This is a genomic window from Mesorhizobium sp. WSM4809 (assembly GCF_055811655.1).
Window position 1 is genome coordinate 794,875 of the sequence record NZ_JBVVQW010000001.1, and the last position, 20,270, is coordinate 815,144.

Consider the following 20,270-nt stretch of genomic DNA (forward strand, 5'->3'; position numbering starts at 1 on the left):
GATGAGCCTCGACAACCGGCCGGTCTACACCGGCGGCTGCCAGTGCGGCGCGGTGCGCTTTCGCGTTGAAGGCGCGCTCGGCGACGCTTCGGTCTGCCATTGCCGCATGTGCCAGAAGGCGTTCGGCTCGTTCTATGCGCCGCTGGTTTCGGTGCGTGGCGCCCGGCTCGACTGGACGCGCGGCGAGCCGAAATACTTCCGCTCCTCCAACCATGTCGATCGCGGTTTTTGCGCCGATTGCGGCACGCCGCTGACCTTCACCGCGCCGGACGGCGTTGGCCTCGCCATCGGCGCGTTCGACAATCCGGCGGAGATCGTGCCGCTGATCCAATGGGGCACCGAGGCAAAGCTGCCTTATGTCGATACGATCCCGCAATTGCCGGGCGAGGAGACGATGGCCGACGTGTCGTCGGCCTCTTATCTGGCGGATCTCGTCTCCTATCAGCATCCGGACCACGACACCGAACAATGGCCGCCAAAGGAAAGATCATGACCGATCAGGTAAGAACCGGCGGCTGCCAGTGTGGCGCCGTGCGTTTCCGCATTCATGGAGCGCTCGGCCGTCCATCGATCTGCCATTGCCGCATGTGCCAGAAGCAGTTCGGCTCGTTCTTCGGTGCACTGGTCACGGTGCCCAGGGACGGCGTCGAATGGACCCATGAAGAGCCGAGCTATTTCCAGTCGTCGGTCAACATCGATCGTGGTTTCTGCGCGCGCTGCGGCACGCCGCTGACATATCGGCAGCCCGGCGGGCTGGAAATCGCCATCGGTGCCTTCGACGACCGTTCGGATCTGGCACCGCAGATCCAGGTCAACTATGCCGCGCGGCTGCCATGGGTGGAGACGATCTTCGATCAGCCCGTCCACCAGGATCCTGATTATTACAACAGGCAGGAATCCATCATCTCCTTCCAGCACCCAGACCATGAAACAGCGGACTGGCCGACCAAAGGTTTGCAGCTATGAGCAGTCAATTGCGTACGCTTTATCCCGAGATCGAGGCGTTCGATTCCGGCATGCTGGATGTCGGCGACGGCCATCAGGTCTACTGGGAGCGTTCGGGCACGAGGGGCGCCAAGCCGGCGGTGTTCCTGCATGGCGGGCCGGGCGGCACCATTTCCCCAAAACACCGGCGGCTGTTCGACCCGAAGCTCTACGATGTCATCCTGTTCGACCAGCGCGGCTGCGGAAAATCGACGCCCAACGCCTCGCTCGAAGCCAATACGACCTGGCACCTGGTCGCCGACATCGAACGCCTGCGCGAAATGGCCGGCTTCGACAAATGGCTGGTGTTCGGCGGCTCCTGGGGGTCGACGCTGGCGCTCGCCTATGCCGAGACGCATCCCGATCGCGTCAGCGAGTTGGTGGTGCGCGGCATCTACACGCTGACGCGTGCGGAACTCGAATGGTACTATCAATTCGGCGTCTCGGAAATGTTCCCGGACAAATGGGAGCGCTTCCTGGCGCCGATCCCGGAGGCCGAGCGCGGCGACATGATGGCTGCCTACCGCAAGCGGCTGGTCGGCACGGATCGCAAGGCGCAGATCGAGGCGGCCCGCGCCTGGAGCTTGTGGGAAGGCGAAACGATCACGCTTTTGCCCGAGCCGGAGACCAGCGGACCATTTGGGCAGGACGACTATGCCATCGCCTTTGCCCGCATCGAGAACCACTATTTCGTCCATGCCGGCTGGCTGGAGGAAGGGCAGTTGCTGCGCGACGCGCACAAGCTGGCTGACATTCCCGGCACCATCGTCCATGGCCGCTACGACATGCCGTGCCCGGCGCATTATGCCTGGGCGCTGCACAAGGCCTGGCCAAAGGCGGATTTCCACCTGATCGAGGGCGCCGGTCATGCTTATTCGGAGCCGGGGATTCTGGATCGGCTGATCCGCGCGACGGACAAGTTTGCAGGCAAATGACCATGACCCGCGAGCGCCTCTATCTCTTCGACACCACATTGCGCGATGGCCAGCAGACCCCTGGCATCGACTTTTCCGTCGAGGACAAGATCGCCATCGCGAAACTGCTCGACGCTTTTGGCCTCGACTATGTCGAAGGTGGCTATCCCGGCGCCAATCCGACCGACACCGCCTTCTTCCAGGAGAAACGTACGTCGCGCGCCAAATTCGTCGCCTTCGGCATGACCAAGCGGGCTGGGGTGTCGGCTTCCAACGATCCCGGCCTTGCGTCGCTCGTGCAATCCAAGTCGGATGCCATCTGCTTCGTCGCCAAGAGTTGGGACTACCATGTCCGTGTCGCGCTCGGCTGCACCAATGAGGAGAACCTCGACGCCATCAAGGCCTCCGTCGAGGCGGCGATCGCCGCCGGCAAGGAGGCGTTGGTCGACTGCGAGCATTTTTTCGACGGCTTCAAGGCCAATCCCGATTATGCGCTGGCCTGCGCCAGGACCGCCTATGATGCCGGCGCGCGCTGGGTGGTGCTGTGTGACACCAATGGCGGCACGCAGCCCTCGGAAGTCCGCGCCATCGTCGAGAAGGTTATTTTGTCAGGTATTTCAGGCGATCATCTCGGCATCCATGCCCATGACGACACCGGCCAGGCCGTGGCCAATTCCCTCGCCGCTGTTGAGGCCGGCGTGCGCCAGATCCAGGGCACACTCAATGGCATCGGCGAGCGCTGCGGCAACGCCAATTTGATTTCGATCGTACCGACGCTGGCGTTGAAACCGGCCTTCGCCGATCGTTTCGACACCGGTATTTCGACTGAGGCACTGACCGGCATTTCCAGGTTGTCCCGCGCGTTCGACGAACTCTTGAACCGCGCCCCGGAAGCGCAGGCGCCCTATGTCGGCGCTTCCGCCTTTGCTACCAAGGCCGGCATCCATGCCTCCGCGCTGGCCAAGGAGCCGGCGACCTATGAGCATGTGCCTCCGGAAACGGTCGGCAACCGCCGCCGTGTCATGGTTTCGGACCAGGGCGGCAAGGCCAATTTCCTCGCCGAACTGAGGCGGCGCGGCATCGAGGTGCCGAAGGACGATCACCGGCTCGACGCGCTGATATCAGTGGTCAAGGAGCGCGAGGCCGAGGGCTACGCCTATGAAGGCGCCGACGCCAGCTTCGAGCTCCTGGCGCGCAAGATGCTGCACGGCCTGCCGGAGTTCTTCAACGTCACCTCCTTCCGATGCATGGTCGAGCGCCGCTTCGACGCCAACGGGCAATTGAAGACGGTCTCCGAAGCGATCGTCAAGGTGGTGGTCGACGGCGAGGAGAAGATGTCGGTGGCCGAGGGGCATGGGCCGGTCAACGCACTCGACATCGCGCTGCGCAAGGACCTCGGCAAATTTCAGGGCGAGATCGCCGACATGGAGCTGGCCGACTTCAAGGTGCGTATCCTCAATGGCGGCACCGAGGCGATCACCCGCGTTCTGATCGAATCGCATGACGGCACCGGCGCGCGCTGGTGGACGGTCGGCGTTTCCGAAAACATCATCGACGCCTCGTTCCAGGCGCTGATGGATTCCATCGTCTACAAGCTGATGAAGAACCGCGAGATGGCCGGACTGGTGGCCGCCGAATAGGGTTGAACCATCAGCGAAAGTCCATTGATCCATCAGAACTTTGCGATGGTCTTGCCAAGGTGACTGGGCCATAGCGTTGGCCCATGGCCACTGAAGCAATTACCCTGGACGCGGATTCCAAGGCCCGGCGCGGCTTTCTGCTGGCGCTCGGCGCCTATCTGCTGTGGGGATTGCTGCCCTTCTACATGAAGGCGGTCGCTCATCTGCCGCTCGCCGAAGTCATTGCCCATCGCATCGTCTGGTCGGTGCCGATCGCCGCCGCCGTTCTGATCTGGGCCGGCCGCATGGCGGATTTCAAGGCGGCACTGCGCTCGCCGCGCACCATCGCCATGGCCGCGCTGACGGCGGCGCTGATCTCGGTCAACTGGGGCATCTATGTCTGGGCGATCGCTGTCGACCGCACCGTCGAAACCGCGCTCGGCTACTACATCAATCCACTGGTCAACGTCGTCGTCGGCGCGCTGCTGCTTGGCGAGCGGCTCGACCGGCTGCAGATCGCCGCGGTGGTGCTGGCGGCCGTCGCGGTCGCCGTGCTGACCGTCGAGGGCGGCAAGCTGCCCTGGGTGTCGCTGGCGCTGGCGTTTTCCTTCGCCGCCTACGCCTTCTTCCGCAAGACGCTGCCGATCGGACCGAGCCAGGGATTTTTGCTCGAAGTCCTTCTGCTGTCGGTGCCGGCGCTTGGCTACATCGTCTATCTCATCGCGACCGAACAGGATCACATCGTATCCAGCAGTGGCACCGATACGGCATTGCTGATCGGCTGCGGTCCGGTCACATCGATCCCGCTGCTGCTGTTTGCGTTCGGCGCGAGGCTGCTGCGGCTGTCCACCATCGGCATCATGCAGTACATCGCGCCGACCATTGTGTTTCTGATCGCCGTGCTGATCTTCGACGAGCCTTTCGGCACCACCCAGGCGATTGCCTTTGGCCTGATCTGGACAGCGCTCGCGATGTATTCCTGGTCGATGTTCCGTGGCCGCGAGATCCGGCCGGCGGTGCCGGCTGCAAGGTAAGGATCCCCTATGTACCTGCTGCATATCGCCAACAAAAATTATTCCTCATGGTCGCTGCGGCCTTGGGTGTTGATGCGAGAGCTGAACATCCCGTTCGAGGAACGGCTGACGCCATTCCCGACCGCATCGAGTTGGGATCTGTACCGGCCCTTCTCGCCGAGCGGCCGCGTGCCGTGCCTGATCGACGATGGCTGGGCGGTCTGGGATTCGCTGGCCATCGTCGAATATCTGGCCGAACGCCACCATGGCGTGTGGCCTGTCGAGGCCAAGGCGCGCGCCTGGGCACGCTCGGCCGCCGCCGAGATGCATTCGAGCTTCACCGCATTGCGCGGGGCATGCCCGATGAGTTGCGGCGTGCGCGTAAAGCCATTCCCGATGTCCGATGCGCTGAAGCAGGACATCTTTCGCCTCGGCGATCTCTGGAACGATGGCCTTGCCCGTTTCGGCGGGCCGTTTCTGGCCGGCGCTCATTTTACCGCCGTCGACGCTTTCTTTGCCCCGGTGGCGTTCCGCGCCCAGTCCTATGGGCTCTCCTTCGAGGGTGCGGCTGCAGCCTATCCAGCGCGGTTGCTTGCCCTGCCGGCGATGCGCGAATGGTATGCGGCTGGCTTGGCCGAGACCTGGCGCGAGCCCGACCACGAAGCGGAAGCCGCCGCCGCCGGCACCGTCATCGAGGATCTTCGCGCCTCGGCGTGAAAGTCGCCGGGCGGGCGTTACATCTGTCCGAGCCGCCTGACAAAGAGATAGGTCGCGCCCGCGATCACCATCGCTACCGCCGTCACCACCCAGAAGCCCATTGGCGTGTCGACCAGCGGCAGGCCGCCGACATTCATGCCGAACAGGCCCGAGATGATGGTCATCGGCAACAGCACCGCCGGCATCACCGACAGTACGTACAGCAGCCGGTTCGACTGCGTCGTCAGCTTGGCCATAAGCTCGTCCTGCAACAGCCGGGCGCGTGCCTGCAATTGTTCGCCATCATAGTGCAGCGTCTGCGCCCTGTGTGAAAGACGCGCGGCCATGTCGTTGATGCTGTCGGGCAGGTCGTTACGGTGCGAGTGGTCGAGATGGCGAAACAGATTGGTCAACGTCGCCATCTGCCTGTGGATCACCACCAGATGCCGGCGCGCGTCGACGAGGGATTGCCGTTCATTGTGCCATGCGTCGCAGACGATGCGATCCTCGATCCCGTCGAGGCTGTCGCCGAGTGCCGCAAGTTCAGCCACCATGCCGTCAAAAGACTGGCCGACAACCGCCTCGATCAACTCGGCCGGCGAGCGGAACTTGCGCGATCCATTCTCGATCGCCTTGCGGATGTTGTCGACCGACTGCAGCGGTTGCTTGCGGGCGCCGACCAGCATCGTGTCGTTGAGCGCGAAGCGGAAATGGCCAAGCCCGCCCGCTTCCGCCGAATAGTCATGGCGCAGGTCCGGCAGATCGCCATAGAGCCAGTCGTCCTCGAGGTCGATGTGGCAGCCATGGCTGGCGGACAGGAAAGCTTCGCGCACCGGTGCCGGCAAAGCCTGATCGGCGCCGATCTCATGGCGGGCCCGCATGTCGGAAAGCTGGTAGCTGCGCCATGTCCAGTGCGCGGCGGCGGCGTCCCTGGTTCGCATGCCCTCAGCGGTGAAATGATAGATGAGAACAATCCGTGCTCGTCGGGCAGGTAGGGCGACAGGTCGGTGCCTCCGGGGCGAGAGTGATATCCATGGGGCGGTGCCAGATGCATGTTCCGAAATGGCACCGCACGGCGGCTGCCTGGCCTTGATTTCTAGCACGAGCGAACCCGGTTCCGTGTGACGGTTTCTTGACAGCCGATCACGGTCTGTCGATCACCCACGTCAATCCGGTGGTGACGCCTTCGCCACCCCAGATTGTGCCCCGGTCAGTGCTTCGGGCCGAAGCCGGGGTAGGGCTTGAGGGGCACGATTGCGGCAATGTCCATCATGCCGGCCTTGACCAGCGGCAAGGTGGCGAGATGGCCGCGAACCTCTGCATCATCGGCGGCTTCGAGCATCATGCCGCTGCCCGGGATGTCGCCTCGGTTCCACACCTGGCGTACCGCGCCTTCGGCATAGAGCGTGCGCCGCTGTTCGGCTTCGCCGGGCAGAAGCGGAGCGAAATCGGCATCGGCAAATTTTTCGGTGTTGCGGGTGAGAAGGGCAAAGAACTGCATGGCGGTCTCCTGTGGTTGGATGGCCGAACTATCGCTCCCGCTGGTCGGACTGTCCAAGACTGGTTAGGCTAAAGTTGAGACCTGAGGGGACTGGAGCATGAAGAAAAATGTTCGATCTGCGTCAGCTCCGCTATTTCGTCACCGTCGCCGAAACCGGCAATGTCGGGCGCGCCGCCGAAATGCTGCATATTTCTCAGTCGCCACTCAGCCGGCAGATCATGCAGCTCGAGGAGCAGCTCGGCGTCGCTCTGTTCGAACGGGCAAAACAGCGGGTCCATCTCAACGCCGAGGGCCGGGCCTTCCTTACCGAGGCCCGCGCGCTGCTGTCCAATGCGCGCCGACTGGAAGAGTTCGGCCGCAACCTGGCCAGCGGCGCCGTCGGCCGGCTCGCCATCGGCTATGTCGAAGGGGCCGTTCATGCCGGACTTGTCGCCGGGATGCTGCGCCAGTTCCGTCGCGACCGGCCGGATTTCCACCTGCAGCTGAGAAGCCTGCGTTCTGCGGCGCAGTTGGAAGGGCTACGGCAGCGGTCGCTGGATCTGGGCTTTGTCTACTCGCCGCCAGCCGATGATGACCCAGATGTCGCCGCCATGGCGCTGCGGCATGAGCCGCTGGTGCTGGCGATCCCCGAAGATGATCCGCTTGTTCAAGTGCCAGAGGTTGGGCCGCATCACCTTGACGGTCGCACCTGGATCACCGTCGTGCGCCAGCCGGACGACACCAATCGCGGCCAGTTCCTTGCCGCCTGCGCCAAAGCCGGCTTTCTGCCCGACATCGCCTATGAAACGGCGGATCCGCTGACCTCGCTCGGCCTTGTCAGCGCCGGTCTTGGCCTGGCGACGGTGCAAGCCAGCCTGCGTGCCGCCGCGCCGCCGCGGATCGTGTTTCGCGACCTGCCGTGGTTCGACCGCACGGTTTCCATCCATCTCGCCTGGCGGCGTCATGACCGCCGCGCGGTGATTGCCGATTTGCGGCAGGCTGCGGAGGAAGAGGGCAGTAGGGCAGTAGGGCAGTAGGGCAGTAGGGCAGTAGGGCAGTAGGGCAGGACACTCCAGGCAATTCACATACTGCCTTACTGCCCTATTTCCTTACTCCCCTACATTTTGTCGATCACCGACTGCACGCCCTCGGTCGGAGCATCGACGGACGACCCTGCCACCATGATGGCGGCGACGATCGCTTCGGGGTCGTCGACGACCAGCGGCTTGACCCGCTGTGCGGTGTGGATGAAGCCTTCGGCGGCCATGTGATCGAGCAGCGCCAGCATCGGATCCCAAAATCCTTTGACATTGCCGAAGACGATCGGCTTGCGATGATGGCCAAGCTGTCCCCAGGTCATGATCTCGACGATCTCCTCGACCGTGCCGATCCCGCCCGGCAGTGCCACAAAGGCGTCGGATTTCTCGAACATCCTGTGCTTGCGCTCGTGCATGTTGTCGGTGATCAAGAGTTCATCGAGCCGGTCAAGCGCGGTTTCGCTCGCTTCCTTGTTGATCAAGAAGCGCGGAATGATGCCCGTTACCTTGCCGCCGGCCTTGAGCGCGCCTTCGGCGACAGCACCCATAATGCCCTTGGTGCCGCCGCCATAGACCAGCCGCAGTCCCGCTTTGGCAATCGAGCGTCCGAGCAGGTGTCCGGCCTTTATATAGGTTTCATCGCGGCCCGGAGACGAGCCGCAATAGACGCAGACGGATCGAATCGTGTTCATGCCGATGATTGGTGATTGGGTCTGAAAGCCGGGTCAAGCCCCAAGAGTTAACAAGTCCGGGCTTTTTCTTGTCGGTATTGGTAAAACAGGCTAGACCGGCGTTAGGTGGCTAAGGGGTAGGGAAGTATGGCGATTAATCCACTGAAGGCGTTCCTGTTCGCGGCGGGTGGGACCGTTGCGGCCGCGGGAACCGCCTATGTATCGGGCGCACTCGACCCGTATCTCAATCCCATGCCGCCGGCGCGAGTGGCGGCGCAGACGCCGCCCGCAGCGCCAAAATCGGCCGATCCCGGCACCGAAGCGCGGCTGCCCGCCGCGGAAGCCCCTGCGGCTCCCGCCGCGGTGCCCCAGGCAACGGCACCGGCCGCACCGGCCGCGGACGCGGCGGCGCCGGCTGCGGCCGGTCCGGTCGCACCGTCCTTCGATGTCGTGCGCGTCGAAAGCAATGGCTCGATTGTCGTCGCCGGCAATGCGGCGCCCAACGCCAAGGTCGAGATCCTCAACGGCTCGACGGTGCTTGGCTCGACGGTCGCTGGTCCCGATGGCGCCTTCGTTATCATTCTCGACGATCCGCTGAAGCCCGGTGATTATACGATCGCGCTGCGCGCGACCACGGGCGATGTCGTAACGCCCTCGGTGCAGACCGCCGTGGTTTCGGTTCCCAAGGATGCGGCCGGCCAGGTGCTGGCCATGGTCGAGGAGCCGGGCAAGCCGGCCGAATTGCTGACCGTTCCCGCGCCCGCGGCAAAGCCGGCTGCTCAGGCCACCGCGCCGGCTGCTCCCGCAGCCGAAGCGCCCGCAACTGCTCCGGCACCAGCCGCCCCAGCACCTGCCGTGGTGGAAGCAGCACCGGCTCCTGCGCCGGCGACGCCGCCCGTTGCAGGCGTGACCGAGCCCAAGATCGTCGTCGAGGCGGTCGAGATCGACGGCAGCAAGATCTTTGTCGCCGGTCTCGCCGATGCCGGCCGCAAGGTGCGCGCCTATGCCAACGACATCCTGCTCGGTGATGCGCAAACGTCGACGGATGGTCATTTCCTGGTCGAGGCGACGCGCGACATTCCGGTCGGCAGCTACACAATACGTGTCGACGGCCTCGATACCGACGGTGTGACAGTTGTGGCCCGCGCAGCCGTGCCGTTCGAGCGCGAGCCGGGCGAAGCGGTCGCCGCCGTGGCACCCTCGGCGCCGAAGCCCGTTCAGCCCAAGCCGGCCGCACCTGCCGCCGCCGAGGCGCCGGCCGCGGCCGAAACGGCCCCGGCCACGACGCCTGCTCCCGCCGCCGAGGCTCCGGCCGTTGTAGCGGAGGCGACGCCGCCGAGCGATGTGCCCGAGACCGTGGCGCCCAAGCTTGAACATGCCGACGGCGCCGTCATCATCCGCCGCAACGACACGCTGTGGCGGATCTCGCGGCGCGTCTATGGCCACGGCGTACGATTCTCGACCATATACCTCGCCAACCAGGACCAGATCAGCGATCCCGACCGCATCTGGCCGGGGCAGGTGTTCAAGGTCCCGGAAAAGTCGAAGGAAGGCGAAGCCGCCGACCTCAAGGCGATGGGCGAGCAGGCAACGACAGCGCCGGCCAAGACCAACTAGTCCAGGCCATCCAAAGGCCGACGTCAGCTAGTTCGTTGAGCCGCTCAGGTGCAGTTTGAATCCGATCATGTTCGGATCGCCCAGGTCGGGGCGTAGGTTCATGCTTGGAATCAAGTAGTCGCCGCCATTCTGCCGGCGATAGGGGATGGGTTGCGTGGTCGCGAGCGTCCTCATCCTCTCGCGCAGGCGCTCGGCTGTGGGTTCGAAGTCGGCTTCACCGAAGCGGTCGACGCTGTAGGCGACGAATGGCGGAAGGACGTCGTAGCCCGGGTAGTAGAGGATCCCGTGGTTGATCGGGAACAGCAGATCATCAATTGGTCCGTTGACGCCACGAGGGGCATAGTGCTCCTCCCAGCCGCCGGCGGTCACGACCAGCATTGCGCGCTTGCCTATCAAGGTTCCTTCGCCGTAGCGGTCGCCCCATCGTTTGTCGCTATGCTCACCCACACCGTAAGCGAAGCCGTAGGCGAAGACCCTGTCGACCCAGCCTTTGAGGATCGCCGGCATGGCAAACCACCAGAGCGGAAACTGGAGAATCAGGGTATCCGCCCATAGCAGCTTTGCGATCTCGGCCTTGACGTCCTCTGTCAGCGCCTCGGCCTCGAAAGACTTCTTTGATGCTGCGGCAGGCATCAGCCGCGCGTCCGGCGCCAAAACCGGAAAGTCGGCCCGATCAACCGCTGATTTCCAACCCTGGGCGTACAGGTCCGTCACCCGCACTTCGTGGCCTTGTGCCTCGAGTTCTCTGATGGCGACGTCGCGGAGCGCGCCGTTGAGCGAGCGCGATTCGGGATGTGCGAAGACAAGTAGGATTTTCATGCGGGGACTCCGAGGATTGAAAAACTGATCCCTTAGCTAGGCAATATCGGCGTAATCCGCTACGCGTTCATAATGCATAAGATTGTGCCGGATAATGGATAAATCGGATATCACCCTCGAACGTATGCGCACCTTCGTTCGCGTCGCGGAACGGGGCAATCTGTCGTTGGTTGCCGGTGAACTGGGTACCGGACAATCGACGGTCACGCGGCATCTGCAGGAACTCGAAGAGGCAGTCGGTGCGCCTTTGCTCAGCAGGACCACCCGGCGGGTCACGCTGACAGACGAGGGCAGCCGGTACTATGCCAACAGCGTCCAGATCCTGCGCCTTGTCGAGCAGGCCGGTGACGAAGCGCGGGGCGCACGTGGCGCGCCGGCCGGCACCGTTCGGATATCCTGTACTGCCGCTTTCGGGGTCTTGCACACCAGTCGGCTCATCTTCGATTTTCAGGACCGATATCCCGACATCGGCGTGGACCTCAGCCTCACCGATGAGCGTGTCGATCTCGTCAGGGAAGGTGTCGACATCGCGCTTCGGTTGGGGCCGCTCACCGACAGCTCATTGAGGTTGCGGGCCCTCGGCCTATCGCGGCGCCTGCTCGTGGCATCGCCGGATTATCTGGCGATGCGAGGGAGACCGGCTGTCCCGTCGGACCTATCTGGACATGAGGGCATCCGGATGTCGAACGTGGTGGGCAGTGAAACGCTTGCTTTGCAGAGCGCCGGAGGCGAGCGCCAAATGGTGCCTTTCGCGGGGCGACTGCGTGTCGACCATGGGCTTGCTGCGCGCGAGGCCTTGGTCGCGGGTCGAGGGATCGCACCGGCTCACCGATGGCTTGTCGACGATCTTTTGGCGGCGGGCCTGCTCGAGACGATACTGGATGATTATTCGCTGCCATCCGCCCCTTTGAACATGCTGATTGTGCCGGAGCGCGCGGGCGTTGCAAGGGTTCGCCTGTTGATCGACTTCCTGGCCGAACGGATAGCCGATATCCCGGGGGTCGAGAAGTCCAGTTCACAGCGTTAGCCGCTATCTGCTCTGCCCAGAAGAGTAGCTTGCGGCAGCGGCGACCATCGTTTATCGCCGATGGACGATGAGTGACAGCTCCTACGAAACCGATAGACTCCGCCCCACGTCGGAGGCCCCCGACAGTCGCACCGTAGCCGCTCGGCTGGCAGCGCTCTCGCACCCGGCGCGGATCGAAATCCTGAAGCACCTGTCGACCAGCAACTTCTGCTGCTGCCGCGAAGTCGTCGATCGTTTCGATCTGGCGCAATCCACCGTGTCACAACATTTGAAGATACTGGTCGATGCCGGGCTGGTCCGGTTCGAGCCTGATCGCCAGCGCTCGCGCTATGCGGTCGACCACGTCGCGCTCACCGAAATCTCGGCGTCGCTGGCCGCGCTCGTCAATTCCTGCTGCTCCGGCCGCTAGTCAAAAAGACATAAGAAGGCGCCAAAAATGGCCGAAAAAACCGTCTCCGACTCCTCGACCTTCAAGACGCTGCTCAATCTGTGGCCCTATATGTGGCCGGCGGACCGCGCCGATCTGAGAGCCCGGGTCACCTGGGCGACGCTGTTGCTCGTCGTCGCCAAGCTGACGCTGGTCGCCGGTCCTTATTTCTTCAAATGGGCAACGGACGCGCTGGCCGGCGACTCCAAATCGGTACCACCGCTGCCGACATTTCTGCTGGCGCCGGTCATGCTGGTCGTCGCCTACAATGTCGTGCGCCTGGTGCAGCTTGGCTTCAATCAATTGCGCGACGCGCTGTTTGCACGCGTCGGTCAATACGCGGTGCGCCAGCTCGCCTTCCGCACCTTCGTTCACATGCACCAATTATCGCTGCGCTTCCACTTGGAGCGTCGCACCGGCGGCCTGTCGCGCATCATCGAGCGCGGCACCAAGGGCATCGAGACGATCGTGCGCTTCATCATGCTCAACACGGCGCCGACCATCCTCGAATTCGCGCTGACCACGGGCATCTTCGCCTACACCTATGGCTGGAAATATGTGGTCGTCGTCGCGGTCACCGTCTGGGTCTATGTCTGGTTCACTGTGCGCGCCAGCGACTGGCGCATCTCGATCCGCCGCGACATGAACGACAGCGACACCGACGCCAACACCAAGGCGATCGACTCGCTGCTCAATTACGAGACGGTCAAATATTTCAACAACGAAGGCATGGAGGCCGAGCGCTTCGACCGCTCCATGGCACGTTATGAGGTCGCCGCGACGCGCATCTGGACCTCGCTCGGCTGGCTGAATTTCGGCCAGGGCATCATCTTCGGCCTCGGCACCGTCATCGTCATGTGTATGTCGGCGCTGGAAGTACAGGCCGGTACGCAAACGGTCGGTGACTTCGTCTTCATCAACGCCATGCTGATGCAGCTGTCGGTGCCGCTCAATTTCATCGGCTTCATCTACCGCGAAATCCGCCAGGGGCTGACCGACATCGAGCAGATGTTCGACCTTCTGGATGTGCCGCAGGAGATCGTCGACAAGCCGGATGCCAGGCCGCTCGCCGTGAGCGTCGGCAAGGTCGAGTTCCGCGACGTGCATTTTTCCTATGACCCGAACCGCAAGATCCTGAAGGGCATCAGCTTCGAGGTGCCGGCCGGCAAGACCGTCGCCATTGTCGGGCCTTCGGGTGCCGGCAAATCGACCATCTCGCGGCTTCTGTTCCGCTTTTACGACGTTCAGTCGGGCCAGGTGCTGATCGACGGCCAGGATATCAGGGACGTGACGCAGGAGAGCCTGCGTGGCGCGATCGGCATGGTGCCGCAGGACACCGTGCTGTTCAACGACACCATCGCCTACAACATCCGCTACGGCCGCATCGGAGCCAGCGAGGAGGATATGCAGAAAGCCGCTGAACTAGCCCAGATCGGTCCGTTCATCGAGCGATTGCCTGACGGCTACAAGTCGATGGTCGGCGAACGCGGGCTGAAGCTTTCGGGCGGCGAAAAGCAGCGCGTGGCGATCGCCCGCACCATCCTGAAGGCGCCGCCGATCCTGATGCTCGACGAAGCGACCTCGGCGCTCGACAGTCACACCGAGCAGGAGATCCAGACCGCGCTCGATCTGGTCAGCCGTGGCCGCACCACCATCGTCATCGCCCACCGCCTGTCGACGGTCATCACGGCCGATGAGATCATCGTGCTGCAGGACGGCCAGATCGCCGAGCGCGGCACCCATGCCGAGCTGATGCGCAAGCATGGCCTCTATGCCTCGATGTGGGACCGCCAGCGCGAGGCGACCGAGGCCGAGGAGCGCCTACGCATCGCCCGCGAGGGCGACGAGCTTGGCGTTGTCGTTCGCCGGCGCACGTCGGAGGTGAATTGAAGGTTCGGCGTGTGAGTTGATTTTTGCGCTTGACCTCAACTTAAGTTGAGATTGTAGGCCGTTCCTGGGGCCCAAAACACCAGGATCCAGGAACGGAGCAATCGAAATGAGCAAGACAAATCAGGACGTTGACGGCGGCAGCGTGTTCAGGGTGGACAAGTTCGTCGTGCCGGCCGCCGCCCGCGAGGAGATACTCGCCAAGGTCAGGACAACGCATGAATTGCTGCGCCTGCAACAGGGCTTCGTGCAGGATTTCCTGCTCGAGCAATTCTCGGGGCCGGGCGAATTCAACCTCGTCACCATCGTCGAATGGGAAAGCCAGGCGGCCGTCGACAATGTCGTGCCGATCGTCAAGGCAGCGCACGAGCGCATCGCTTTCAACCCGCAGGAGACGATCGCTCGGCTTGGGGTGCGGGCCGACATTGCCAACTATCAGCGGATTCCGGGGCTGTAGAAAAGCCGTTACGGCCAACCGATGCCAGGTGCCGGCGCTTCGATTTTGAGCACCTGGCCGGTACGGGCTTCAGAACGTCTTGGGATTTGGGATCATGGACGGGCAACCTTTTCCCGCGCCTTGAACCGTCGGTGTCCCGAATTCTGCCGACAACGACACTGACCGGGCAAGCGGATCGCGACCCCTGCCGGCGCACCCAATACGGCCTTCCCTATTGTTGCGTTGCGGCGAAGGGGGCTTTCGGCTATTGAGGCCGGACTTGGAACGGAGCCTGTTTTTAGCAGATGAGCCTTGTCGATACGGTCAAGAACGCATTCGTACCGATCCATCGCGAAGGCTATCCCTTCATCGCGGCCTTTGGCGCGGCGACGCTTTTCCTCGGCTATTTCTCCTCGATCCTGTTCTGGATCGGTCTGATCCTGACGGCCTGGTGCGTTTATTTCTTCCGCGATCCCGAGCGCGTCACGCCGGTCGATGACCGCCTGGTGGTCAGCCCCGCTGACGGCATCATCTCGGCGGTAGGACCCGCCGTGCCGCCGCGCGAACTCGGCCTCGGCAATGCAGAGATGACCCGGATCTCCGTGTTCATGAACGTCTTCTCCTGCCACGTGAACCGCGCCCCGGTGCGCGGCCGTATTGCGAAAATCGAGCACCGGCCGGGCAAATTCCTCAATGCCGAACTCGACAAGGCCAGCACCGAGAACGAGCGCAACGGCCTGGTCATCGAGAGCCCCAACGGCACGGTCGCGGCCGTCCAGATCGCCGGCCTGGTGGCGCGCCGCATCGTCTGCTGGGCCGAGGCCGGCGGCTCAATCGGCACTGGCGAGCGTTTTGGCCTGATCCGCTTCGGCTCGCGTGTCGATGTGTTCCTGCCCCTGACCGCCACGCCGCGCGTTGCCGTCGGCCAGACGGCGGTTGGCGGCGAAACCGTGCTGGCTGAATTCGGCGGTGTTGCCGGCACGCCTCTTGTTCGGGTTTCCTGACCGGTGGGCACGCAATACAAAAAGTTCGAGGCCCATGCCAGCGGCGGTCCGCGCATCCGCGAAATCCCGATGCGAATGGTGCTGCCCAATCTGGTCACCGTGCTCGCCATCTGCGCCGGCCTGTCCGGCATCCGCTTCGGCTTCGAAGGCCGCTTCGAGCCGGCGGTGGTGATGGTGCTGCTTGCCGCCTTCCTCGACGGCATCGACGGCCGCCTGGCGCGGATGTTGAAGGCGACCTCCAAATTCGGCGCTCAGATGGATTCGCTGGCCGACATCGTTAATTTCGGCGTTGCCCCGGCTCTGGTGCTCTATGCCTTCCTGCTCGACCGCGCCGGCTCGCCGGGCTGGATCGCGGCACTGCTGTTCGCCATCGCCTGCGGGTTGCGCCTCGCCCGTTTCAACGTGCTCGACGACGAGAAGGGCGATCGCCCCATATGGCAGTCCGAATATTTCGTCGGCGTGCCGGCGCCGGCGGGCGCCGTGCTGGTGATGCTGCCGCTCTATCTCTATTTCCTGCGCACAGGGCTGGAGCCCAGTCGCCCCGCCGCCTTCGTCGCCACCGGCTTCACCATCCTGGTCGCCTTCCTGCTGGTCAGCCGGCTGCCGGTCTATTCCGGCAAAAGCCTAAGGATCCCGGGCGACAGGGTGTTGCCGATCATCCTCGGTGTCGTACTCTACGTGCTCCTGCTGATGACCTATCCTTGGTACACGCTGACCGCCTCGGTCGCCGGCTACCTGATCTTCCTGCCATTCAGCGTGCGCGCCTATTCGAAGCGCGCCAAGCGCGAGGGCGAGAAAGTGCCGCCCTCCGATATAGGTTAGAAAATTCGCAGAAGTGCATGATCTGACTCAGGCCGCGACGCCGAGCCCCAGCCTGTCGATCGCCAATTTCCTCGTCGACACATAGTCGGTCTTGCCGGAACCCAGCACCGGGATTTCCTCCACCTTGACGATGTCGTTCGGCACCATCAGTTCGGCTGCGCCCGCCTGTTTGCCGAATTTGCGCAGCTCGTCGGGATTGGCATCGTCGGCGGTAGTGACCAGCACGATGCGCTCGCCGCGTCTCTTGTCCGGCACCGCCACAGCCGCGTGGCGCTCCTCCGGCCACAGCGACTGCACCAGCATCTCGACCGCCCCCAGCGACACCATCTCGCCGGCGATCTTGGCGAAGCGCTTGGCGCGGCCGCGAATGGTGATGAAGCCCTCGCGGTCGACGGCGACGATGTCGCCGGTATCGTGCCAGCCGGTCAGCGGCTGCAACTCACCTGGGCGGTCCGACGTCATGTAGCCCATCATCAGGTTCGGTCCGTCGAGCCACAATTGGCCGGCGTCGGAGATGCCCTCGACCGGCTCCAGCTTCATGCGCATGGCCGGCAGCAGCCGCCCGACCGTGCCGTCGCGGCCATGGATTGCCGTGTTGACGGCAACCACCGGTGCCGCCTCTGTCAGTCCGAACCCTTCGATGATCTCGGCCTGGAAGCGTTCGCGATAGACGCGGTGGGTTTCCGGCTTCACCGCCTCGGCGCCGGCGACGACGAAGCGAAGGCTGGAAAAATCGCCGTCCTTGGCGGTGCGCGCGTAGTTGGCGAGGAACGTGTCGGTGCCGAACATGATGGTCGGTTTCACCTTGCGCGCAACCTCGGGGATGATCTTGTAGTGCAGCGGCGAGGGGTAGAGGAACAGCTTTACCCCGGTGACCAGCGGCAGGATGGTGCCGCCCGTCAGGCCGAAGGAGTGGAACACCGGCAGCACGTTGAGCAGGATGTCGGCCGGCGAGATGGTGATCCGCGCCTCGGCCTGCATGGCGTTAGCGTACAGGTTCTTGTGCGACAGCACGACCGCCTTCGGCGTGCCTTCCGAGCCCGAGGTAAACAGAATCACGGCCGGCTTCGCCGCATCCTGCCGCTGCAGCGGCCAGCGCCACAGCAGAGCGGCGGCAAGCTTGTCCAGCGCGGTAACGCTCTCCCGCACATCCTCCAGCCACAGCAGCTTGGCGCCGCCTTTTTCGACCGCCGCGACGATATCGGCCAGATCGGCCTTCTCGACGAAGGCGCGGGAGGAAATCACGGTCCTTATCACCGCCGTGCGCACGGCCGCGGTGACGCTCGCCGGTCCGGCCGTATAGTTGATCATCGCCGCCACCCGGCCGGCCGACAGAAGGCCGGTGAGCGACAGCACGACGCCGTTGGCATTGGGCAGCATCACGCCGACCGCCTCGCCCGGAGCCGTCACCGCCTCAAAGCGCCTGCCCAGGACGCGGGCGCCGATGAACAGCTTGCGGTAGCTCAGCGCCCCGGAGATCACGTCGTCGATGATGGTATGCGAAGCGCCGACGCGGTCGGCGGCATCGCGCATGGCCAGGAACAGGCCACGATCGAGGTTGGTGCCGAAGAGCCGCGCCTCGGCGACACGGTCGAACAGCGCGTTGGTGTTCGAGGCGTGATCGGGGTTCCGCGCCACCAGTTCGGCGATGGTCATCGGCTCCAGCACGCTGATCGACAGCTGCGGAAACCAGTGTCGTGGCGCCTTGTCCGCGGGTGTCAGCGACACCGGCAGGCCGCGCGCGCCGCCGACGAAGATCGGCACGATCTTGGCATCGGCCTGCATGGCGATGCGGGTGACGGCACGAAACAACCGAAACGTCTTGACGTCAGGCTCGACCGCATCCGGCAGATAGACGGCGAGCCGGCCCTTGCCCCTCAGCACCCGCACCAGCCGGCGGCTGACGAAGAGATGTTCGGCGTTGAAAGCGATGGTACGGCCAAGCTCGCGCCAAGGTTCAAGCCACGGCGAGCGCGCCGAGGCCTCGTCGAGTATGTGCAGTGTGTCTTCCGGCAGCAGCGACAGCATCAGCGCCGGTTCGAAGCGCGATTGATGCGAGATGACGTAGATGACTGGAGTCTGCGCCTTGCGGGCGATCCTGATACGGCTGTCGGCGATCCGGTAGGCGAGCTTGAACGGCACATAGAGCAGCGCCTGGGTAAAGCGCAGGCCGAGGCGGAATTTTTCCACCACGCCGATCAGCAGCCAGGCCAGAACAAGACCCGCAAGCAGCGCCAGTGTCAGGACCATGCCGCGTCTCTCCCAACATTCTTAGCATCTCGGCTCTTTTGCGGCCGCTTCGGCCAGAACCTAGACGATGTGGGAGCAAGGTCAATGCGGAGCTTTTGCTTCCCTTGGTGCGGGAAGCTGCTTGTCATGCCGCCTGCAGCCGTCCACTGATGAAACGAAATTCCTGCGTCTTGCCGCCATAGCCGTAAGCGGCTGCCGGCACTTCATGTACGAAGGCGTAGCTCTCCTCGTGCACGCCGCCCAGCAGACGGCCGAAGGCCGCGAAGATCGCCTTCAGATAGGCCTCCAGCTCAAGCTTGGTGTTGGTGCCGTCGACCACCTTGATATCAAGCCAGAACGTGCTGGTGCCGTGCTCGGCCAGCGACTTGCCGCCGGCGAACCAGTGCTGCGGATCGACATAGGACACGGCAACTGCCGTGATCGTCGGGTCCTTGCGCAGCTGCGTCGCGGTGATTTCGGTGGCCTCCTTTGCGATGCTGGCTGAAAGAGCCGCGTCGGGCTTGCCGGTGACGCTGATGTTGATGATGGGCATTTTTCTTCTCCTTGGCTTGAGCGGCGTCCGATTGCCGTTGAAACAGCCATGCCACCAACTTTAGATCAAAAAAATCGAATTGTTTTTAATTGAAGATTCGATAACATAGAAGTATGGAAACGCTCGATCCCGATCTCCTCCGAACCTTCCTCGCTTTCGTCGACAGCGGCTCACTGGCCCAGGCGGCTGCAAGCATCGGCCGTTCGCCCTCGGCGGTGACCACCCAGATGCAGCGGCTGGAGGAAATCCTCGGCGAGCCGCTGCTGGCGCCGCAAGGGCGAGGGCGCGGCTTGACCCCTGCAGGCGAAGACCTCGTCGGCCATGCCAGGCGAATCCTTGCCACCCATCGCGAGGCCTGGCTGGCGCTCAAGGGGGCGCGCGCTGCCGGACGCGTCGCCATCGGCACGACACAGGATTTCGCCGACAGCGGCCTGCCGGACCTGCTGCGTGCCTTCGCCGGCAGCCATCCACGCGTCAGGATCGAATTGCGGGTCGGCCGCTCCGCCGAACTGGCGCAGGCGCTGCAGTCTGGCGGCCTCGATCTGGCGATCGTTATGCGCCAGGCAGCGGCGTTGGACGAGGTCGGCGTGCTGCGCGAGCCGATGATATGGCTGTGTTCGCAAAAAGGGCTGGCTTCGCGGCAGGAGGAATTGCCGCTGGCGCTGCTCGATCCGTATTGCGGTTTTCGCGAGGCAGCACTTGCCGCACTCGATGCTGCCGGCCGCCGCTACCGCATCGCTGCCGGCAGCGCCAGTCTGGCCGGCCTGCGCACGGCGGTGAACGCCGGTGTCGCGCTGACGCTGCGAACGGCTCGCTTTGCCCATTCCGGCATTGTCGAGGCGCCGCGCGAGCTTGGCCTGCCGCAGGTTCCAATGGCTGAGTTCGCCATCCGGTTGCGCGCTGGCTCCGATGGTCCGGCGGGCGATCTGGCGGCTCTGCTCGGCGGCAACCTTGCCTTGTCGGGCTGAATGCCCAAAGAAAAAGCCGACCTTACGGTCGGCTTGGAGTAGGACGGGCCGAGGGGTTTGGGGGGAC

Annotated in this window: 20 protein-coding genes and 1 pseudogene; 15 read left to right on the forward strand and 6 right to left on the reverse strand. The window is 63.8% G+C overall.

The window, feature by feature from the left end; genetic code table 11:
- Position 1: 1 nt before the first annotated feature.
- From AC0L24_RS03555 to AC0L24_RS03580, 6 genes are all read left to right on the forward strand, one after another.
- Complete coding sequence (locus tag AC0L24_RS03555; RefSeq protein WP_127268543.1) at positions 2 to 493, forward strand: GFA family protein; 492 nt, start codon at positions 2 to 4, stop codon at positions 491 to 493.
- Complete coding sequence (locus AC0L24_RS03560; protein ID WP_027038010.1) at positions 490 to 966, forward strand: GFA family protein; 477 nt, start codon at positions 490 to 492, stop codon at positions 964 to 966. The genes AC0L24_RS03555 and AC0L24_RS03560 overlap by 4 nt, the downstream gene beginning before the upstream one ends.
- Complete coding sequence (pip, locus tag AC0L24_RS03565) at positions 963 to 1,919, forward strand: prolyl aminopeptidase (RefSeq protein WP_127321042.1); 957 nt, start codon at positions 963 to 965, stop codon at positions 1,917 to 1,919. The genes AC0L24_RS03560 and pip overlap by 4 nt, the downstream gene beginning before the upstream one ends.
- Positions 1,916 to 3,538, forward strand: a complete 1,623-nt coding sequence (gene cimA / locus AC0L24_RS03570) for a citramalate synthase (protein ID WP_189526251.1) — start codon at positions 1,916 to 1,918, stop codon at positions 3,536 to 3,538. The genes pip and cimA overlap by 4 nt, the downstream gene beginning before the upstream one ends.
- Before the next feature lie 83 nt (positions 3,539 to 3,621).
- On the forward strand, positions 3,622 to 4,551 hold the full coding sequence (gene rarD / locus AC0L24_RS03575; RefSeq protein ID WP_292457637.1) for an EamA family transporter RarD: 930 nt from the start codon (positions 3,622 to 3,624) through the stop codon (positions 4,549 to 4,551).
- Between the two features lie 9 nt (positions 4,552 to 4,560).
- Positions 4,561 to 5,247: a glutathione S-transferase family protein gene (locus AC0L24_RS03580; protein WP_127398289.1), complete on the forward strand. Its 687-nt coding sequence runs from the start codon at positions 4,561 to 4,563 to the stop codon at positions 5,245 to 5,247.
- A 17-nt stretch (positions 5,248 to 5,264) separates the two neighbouring features.
- On the opposite strand, the pseudogene AC0L24_RS03585 reads toward AC0L24_RS03580, so the two are convergent.
- A pseudogene (locus AC0L24_RS03585) lies at positions 5,265 to 6,280 on the reverse strand (transporter).
- A gap of 156 nt (positions 6,281 to 6,436) precedes the next feature.
- Positions 6,437 to 6,727 carry a muconolactone Delta-isomerase family protein gene (locus tag AC0L24_RS03590; protein WP_127271666.1) on the reverse strand — a complete coding sequence of 97 codons (291 nt, stop codon included), beginning with the start codon at positions 6,725 to 6,727 and terminating at the stop codon, positions 6,437 to 6,439.
- 107 nt (positions 6,728 to 6,834) lie between these two features.
- Between AC0L24_RS03590 and AC0L24_RS03595 the strand changes: the two genes are divergently transcribed.
- Positions 6,835 to 7,743 carry a LysR substrate-binding domain-containing protein gene (locus AC0L24_RS03595; protein WP_473563423.1) on the forward strand — a complete coding sequence of 303 codons (909 nt, stop codon included), beginning with the start codon at positions 6,835 to 6,837 and terminating at the stop codon, positions 7,741 to 7,743.
- An 80-nt stretch (positions 7,744 to 7,823) separates the two neighbouring features.
- Here AC0L24_RS03595 and AC0L24_RS03600 read toward each other — a convergent pair whose 3' ends face one another.
- Entirely contained in the window at positions 7,824 to 8,435 is a 612-nt protein-coding gene (locus tag AC0L24_RS03600; RefSeq protein WP_127380766.1) for an LOG family protein, read from the reverse strand.
- A gap of 126 nt (positions 8,436 to 8,561) precedes the next feature.
- Between AC0L24_RS03600 and AC0L24_RS03605 the strand changes: the two genes are divergently transcribed.
- The gene (locus AC0L24_RS03605; protein ID WP_127810873.1) at positions 8,562 to 10,031 is read left to right on the forward strand and encodes a LysM peptidoglycan-binding domain-containing protein; all 1,470 of its coding nucleotides are present in this window, start codon (positions 8,562 to 8,564) and stop codon (positions 10,029 to 10,031) included.
- 27 nt (positions 10,032 to 10,058) lie between these two features.
- On the opposite strand, the gene AC0L24_RS03610 is transcribed toward AC0L24_RS03605, so the two are convergent.
- Entirely contained in the window at positions 10,059 to 10,850 is a 792-nt protein-coding gene (locus AC0L24_RS03610) for an NAD(P)H-dependent oxidoreductase (protein ID WP_127810872.1), read from the reverse strand.
- Positions 10,851 to 10,944: 94 nt separating this feature from the next.
- Here AC0L24_RS03610 and AC0L24_RS03615 point away from each other — a divergent pair, with 94 nt between their 5' ends.
- The 6 genes from AC0L24_RS03615 (at position 10,945) to AC0L24_RS03640 (ending at position 16,453) form a co-directional block, all read left to right on the forward strand.
- On the forward strand, positions 10,945 to 11,877 hold the full coding sequence (locus AC0L24_RS03615) for a LysR family transcriptional regulator (protein WP_127810871.1): 933 nt from the start codon (positions 10,945 to 10,947) through the stop codon (positions 11,875 to 11,877).
- Between the two features lie 67 nt (positions 11,878 to 11,944).
- Positions 11,945 to 12,286: an ArsR/SmtB family transcription factor gene (locus AC0L24_RS03620; RefSeq protein ID WP_127810870.1), complete on the forward strand. Its 342-nt coding sequence runs from the start codon at positions 11,945 to 11,947 to the stop codon at positions 12,284 to 12,286.
- A gap of 27 nt (positions 12,287 to 12,313) precedes the next feature.
- A complete protein-coding gene (locus AC0L24_RS03625; RefSeq protein ID WP_127810869.1) occupies positions 12,314 to 14,194 on the forward strand; it encodes an ABCB family ABC transporter ATP-binding protein/permease in 1,881 nt (626 codons plus the stop codon).
- A 106-nt stretch (positions 14,195 to 14,300) separates the two neighbouring features.
- Positions 14,301 to 14,648 carry an antibiotic biosynthesis monooxygenase family protein gene (locus tag AC0L24_RS03630; protein WP_127810868.1) on the forward strand — a complete coding sequence of 116 codons (348 nt, stop codon included), beginning with the start codon at positions 14,301 to 14,303 and terminating at the stop codon, positions 14,646 to 14,648.
- A gap of 284 nt (positions 14,649 to 14,932) precedes the next feature.
- Entirely contained in the window at positions 14,933 to 15,631 is a 699-nt protein-coding gene (locus tag AC0L24_RS03635; RefSeq protein WP_127268237.1) for a phosphatidylserine decarboxylase, read from the forward strand.
- A 3-nt stretch (positions 15,632 to 15,634) separates the two neighbouring features.
- A complete protein-coding gene (locus AC0L24_RS03640) occupies positions 15,635 to 16,453 on the forward strand; it encodes a CDP-alcohol phosphatidyltransferase family protein (RefSeq protein ID WP_127268236.1) in 819 nt (272 codons plus the stop codon).
- Positions 16,454 to 16,480: 27 nt separating this feature from the next.
- On the opposite strand, the gene AC0L24_RS03645 is transcribed toward AC0L24_RS03640, so the two are convergent.
- On the reverse strand, positions 16,481 to 18,703 hold the full coding sequence (locus tag AC0L24_RS03645) for an AMP-binding protein (protein WP_473563424.1): 2,223 nt from the start codon (positions 18,701 to 18,703) through the stop codon (positions 16,481 to 16,483).
- 124 nt (positions 18,704 to 18,827) lie between these two features.
- On the reverse strand, positions 18,828 to 19,235 hold the full coding sequence (locus tag AC0L24_RS03650; protein WP_127398975.1) for a tautomerase family protein: 408 nt from the start codon (positions 19,233 to 19,235) through the stop codon (positions 18,828 to 18,830).
- Positions 19,236 to 19,348: 113 nt separating this feature from the next.
- Between AC0L24_RS03650 and AC0L24_RS03655 the strand changes: the two genes are divergently transcribed.
- Positions 19,349 to 20,203 carry a LysR substrate-binding domain-containing protein gene (locus AC0L24_RS03655; RefSeq protein ID WP_127810866.1) on the forward strand — a complete coding sequence of 285 codons (855 nt, stop codon included), beginning with the start codon at positions 19,349 to 19,351 and terminating at the stop codon, positions 20,201 to 20,203.
- Positions 20,204 to 20,270 lie beyond the last annotated feature (67 nt).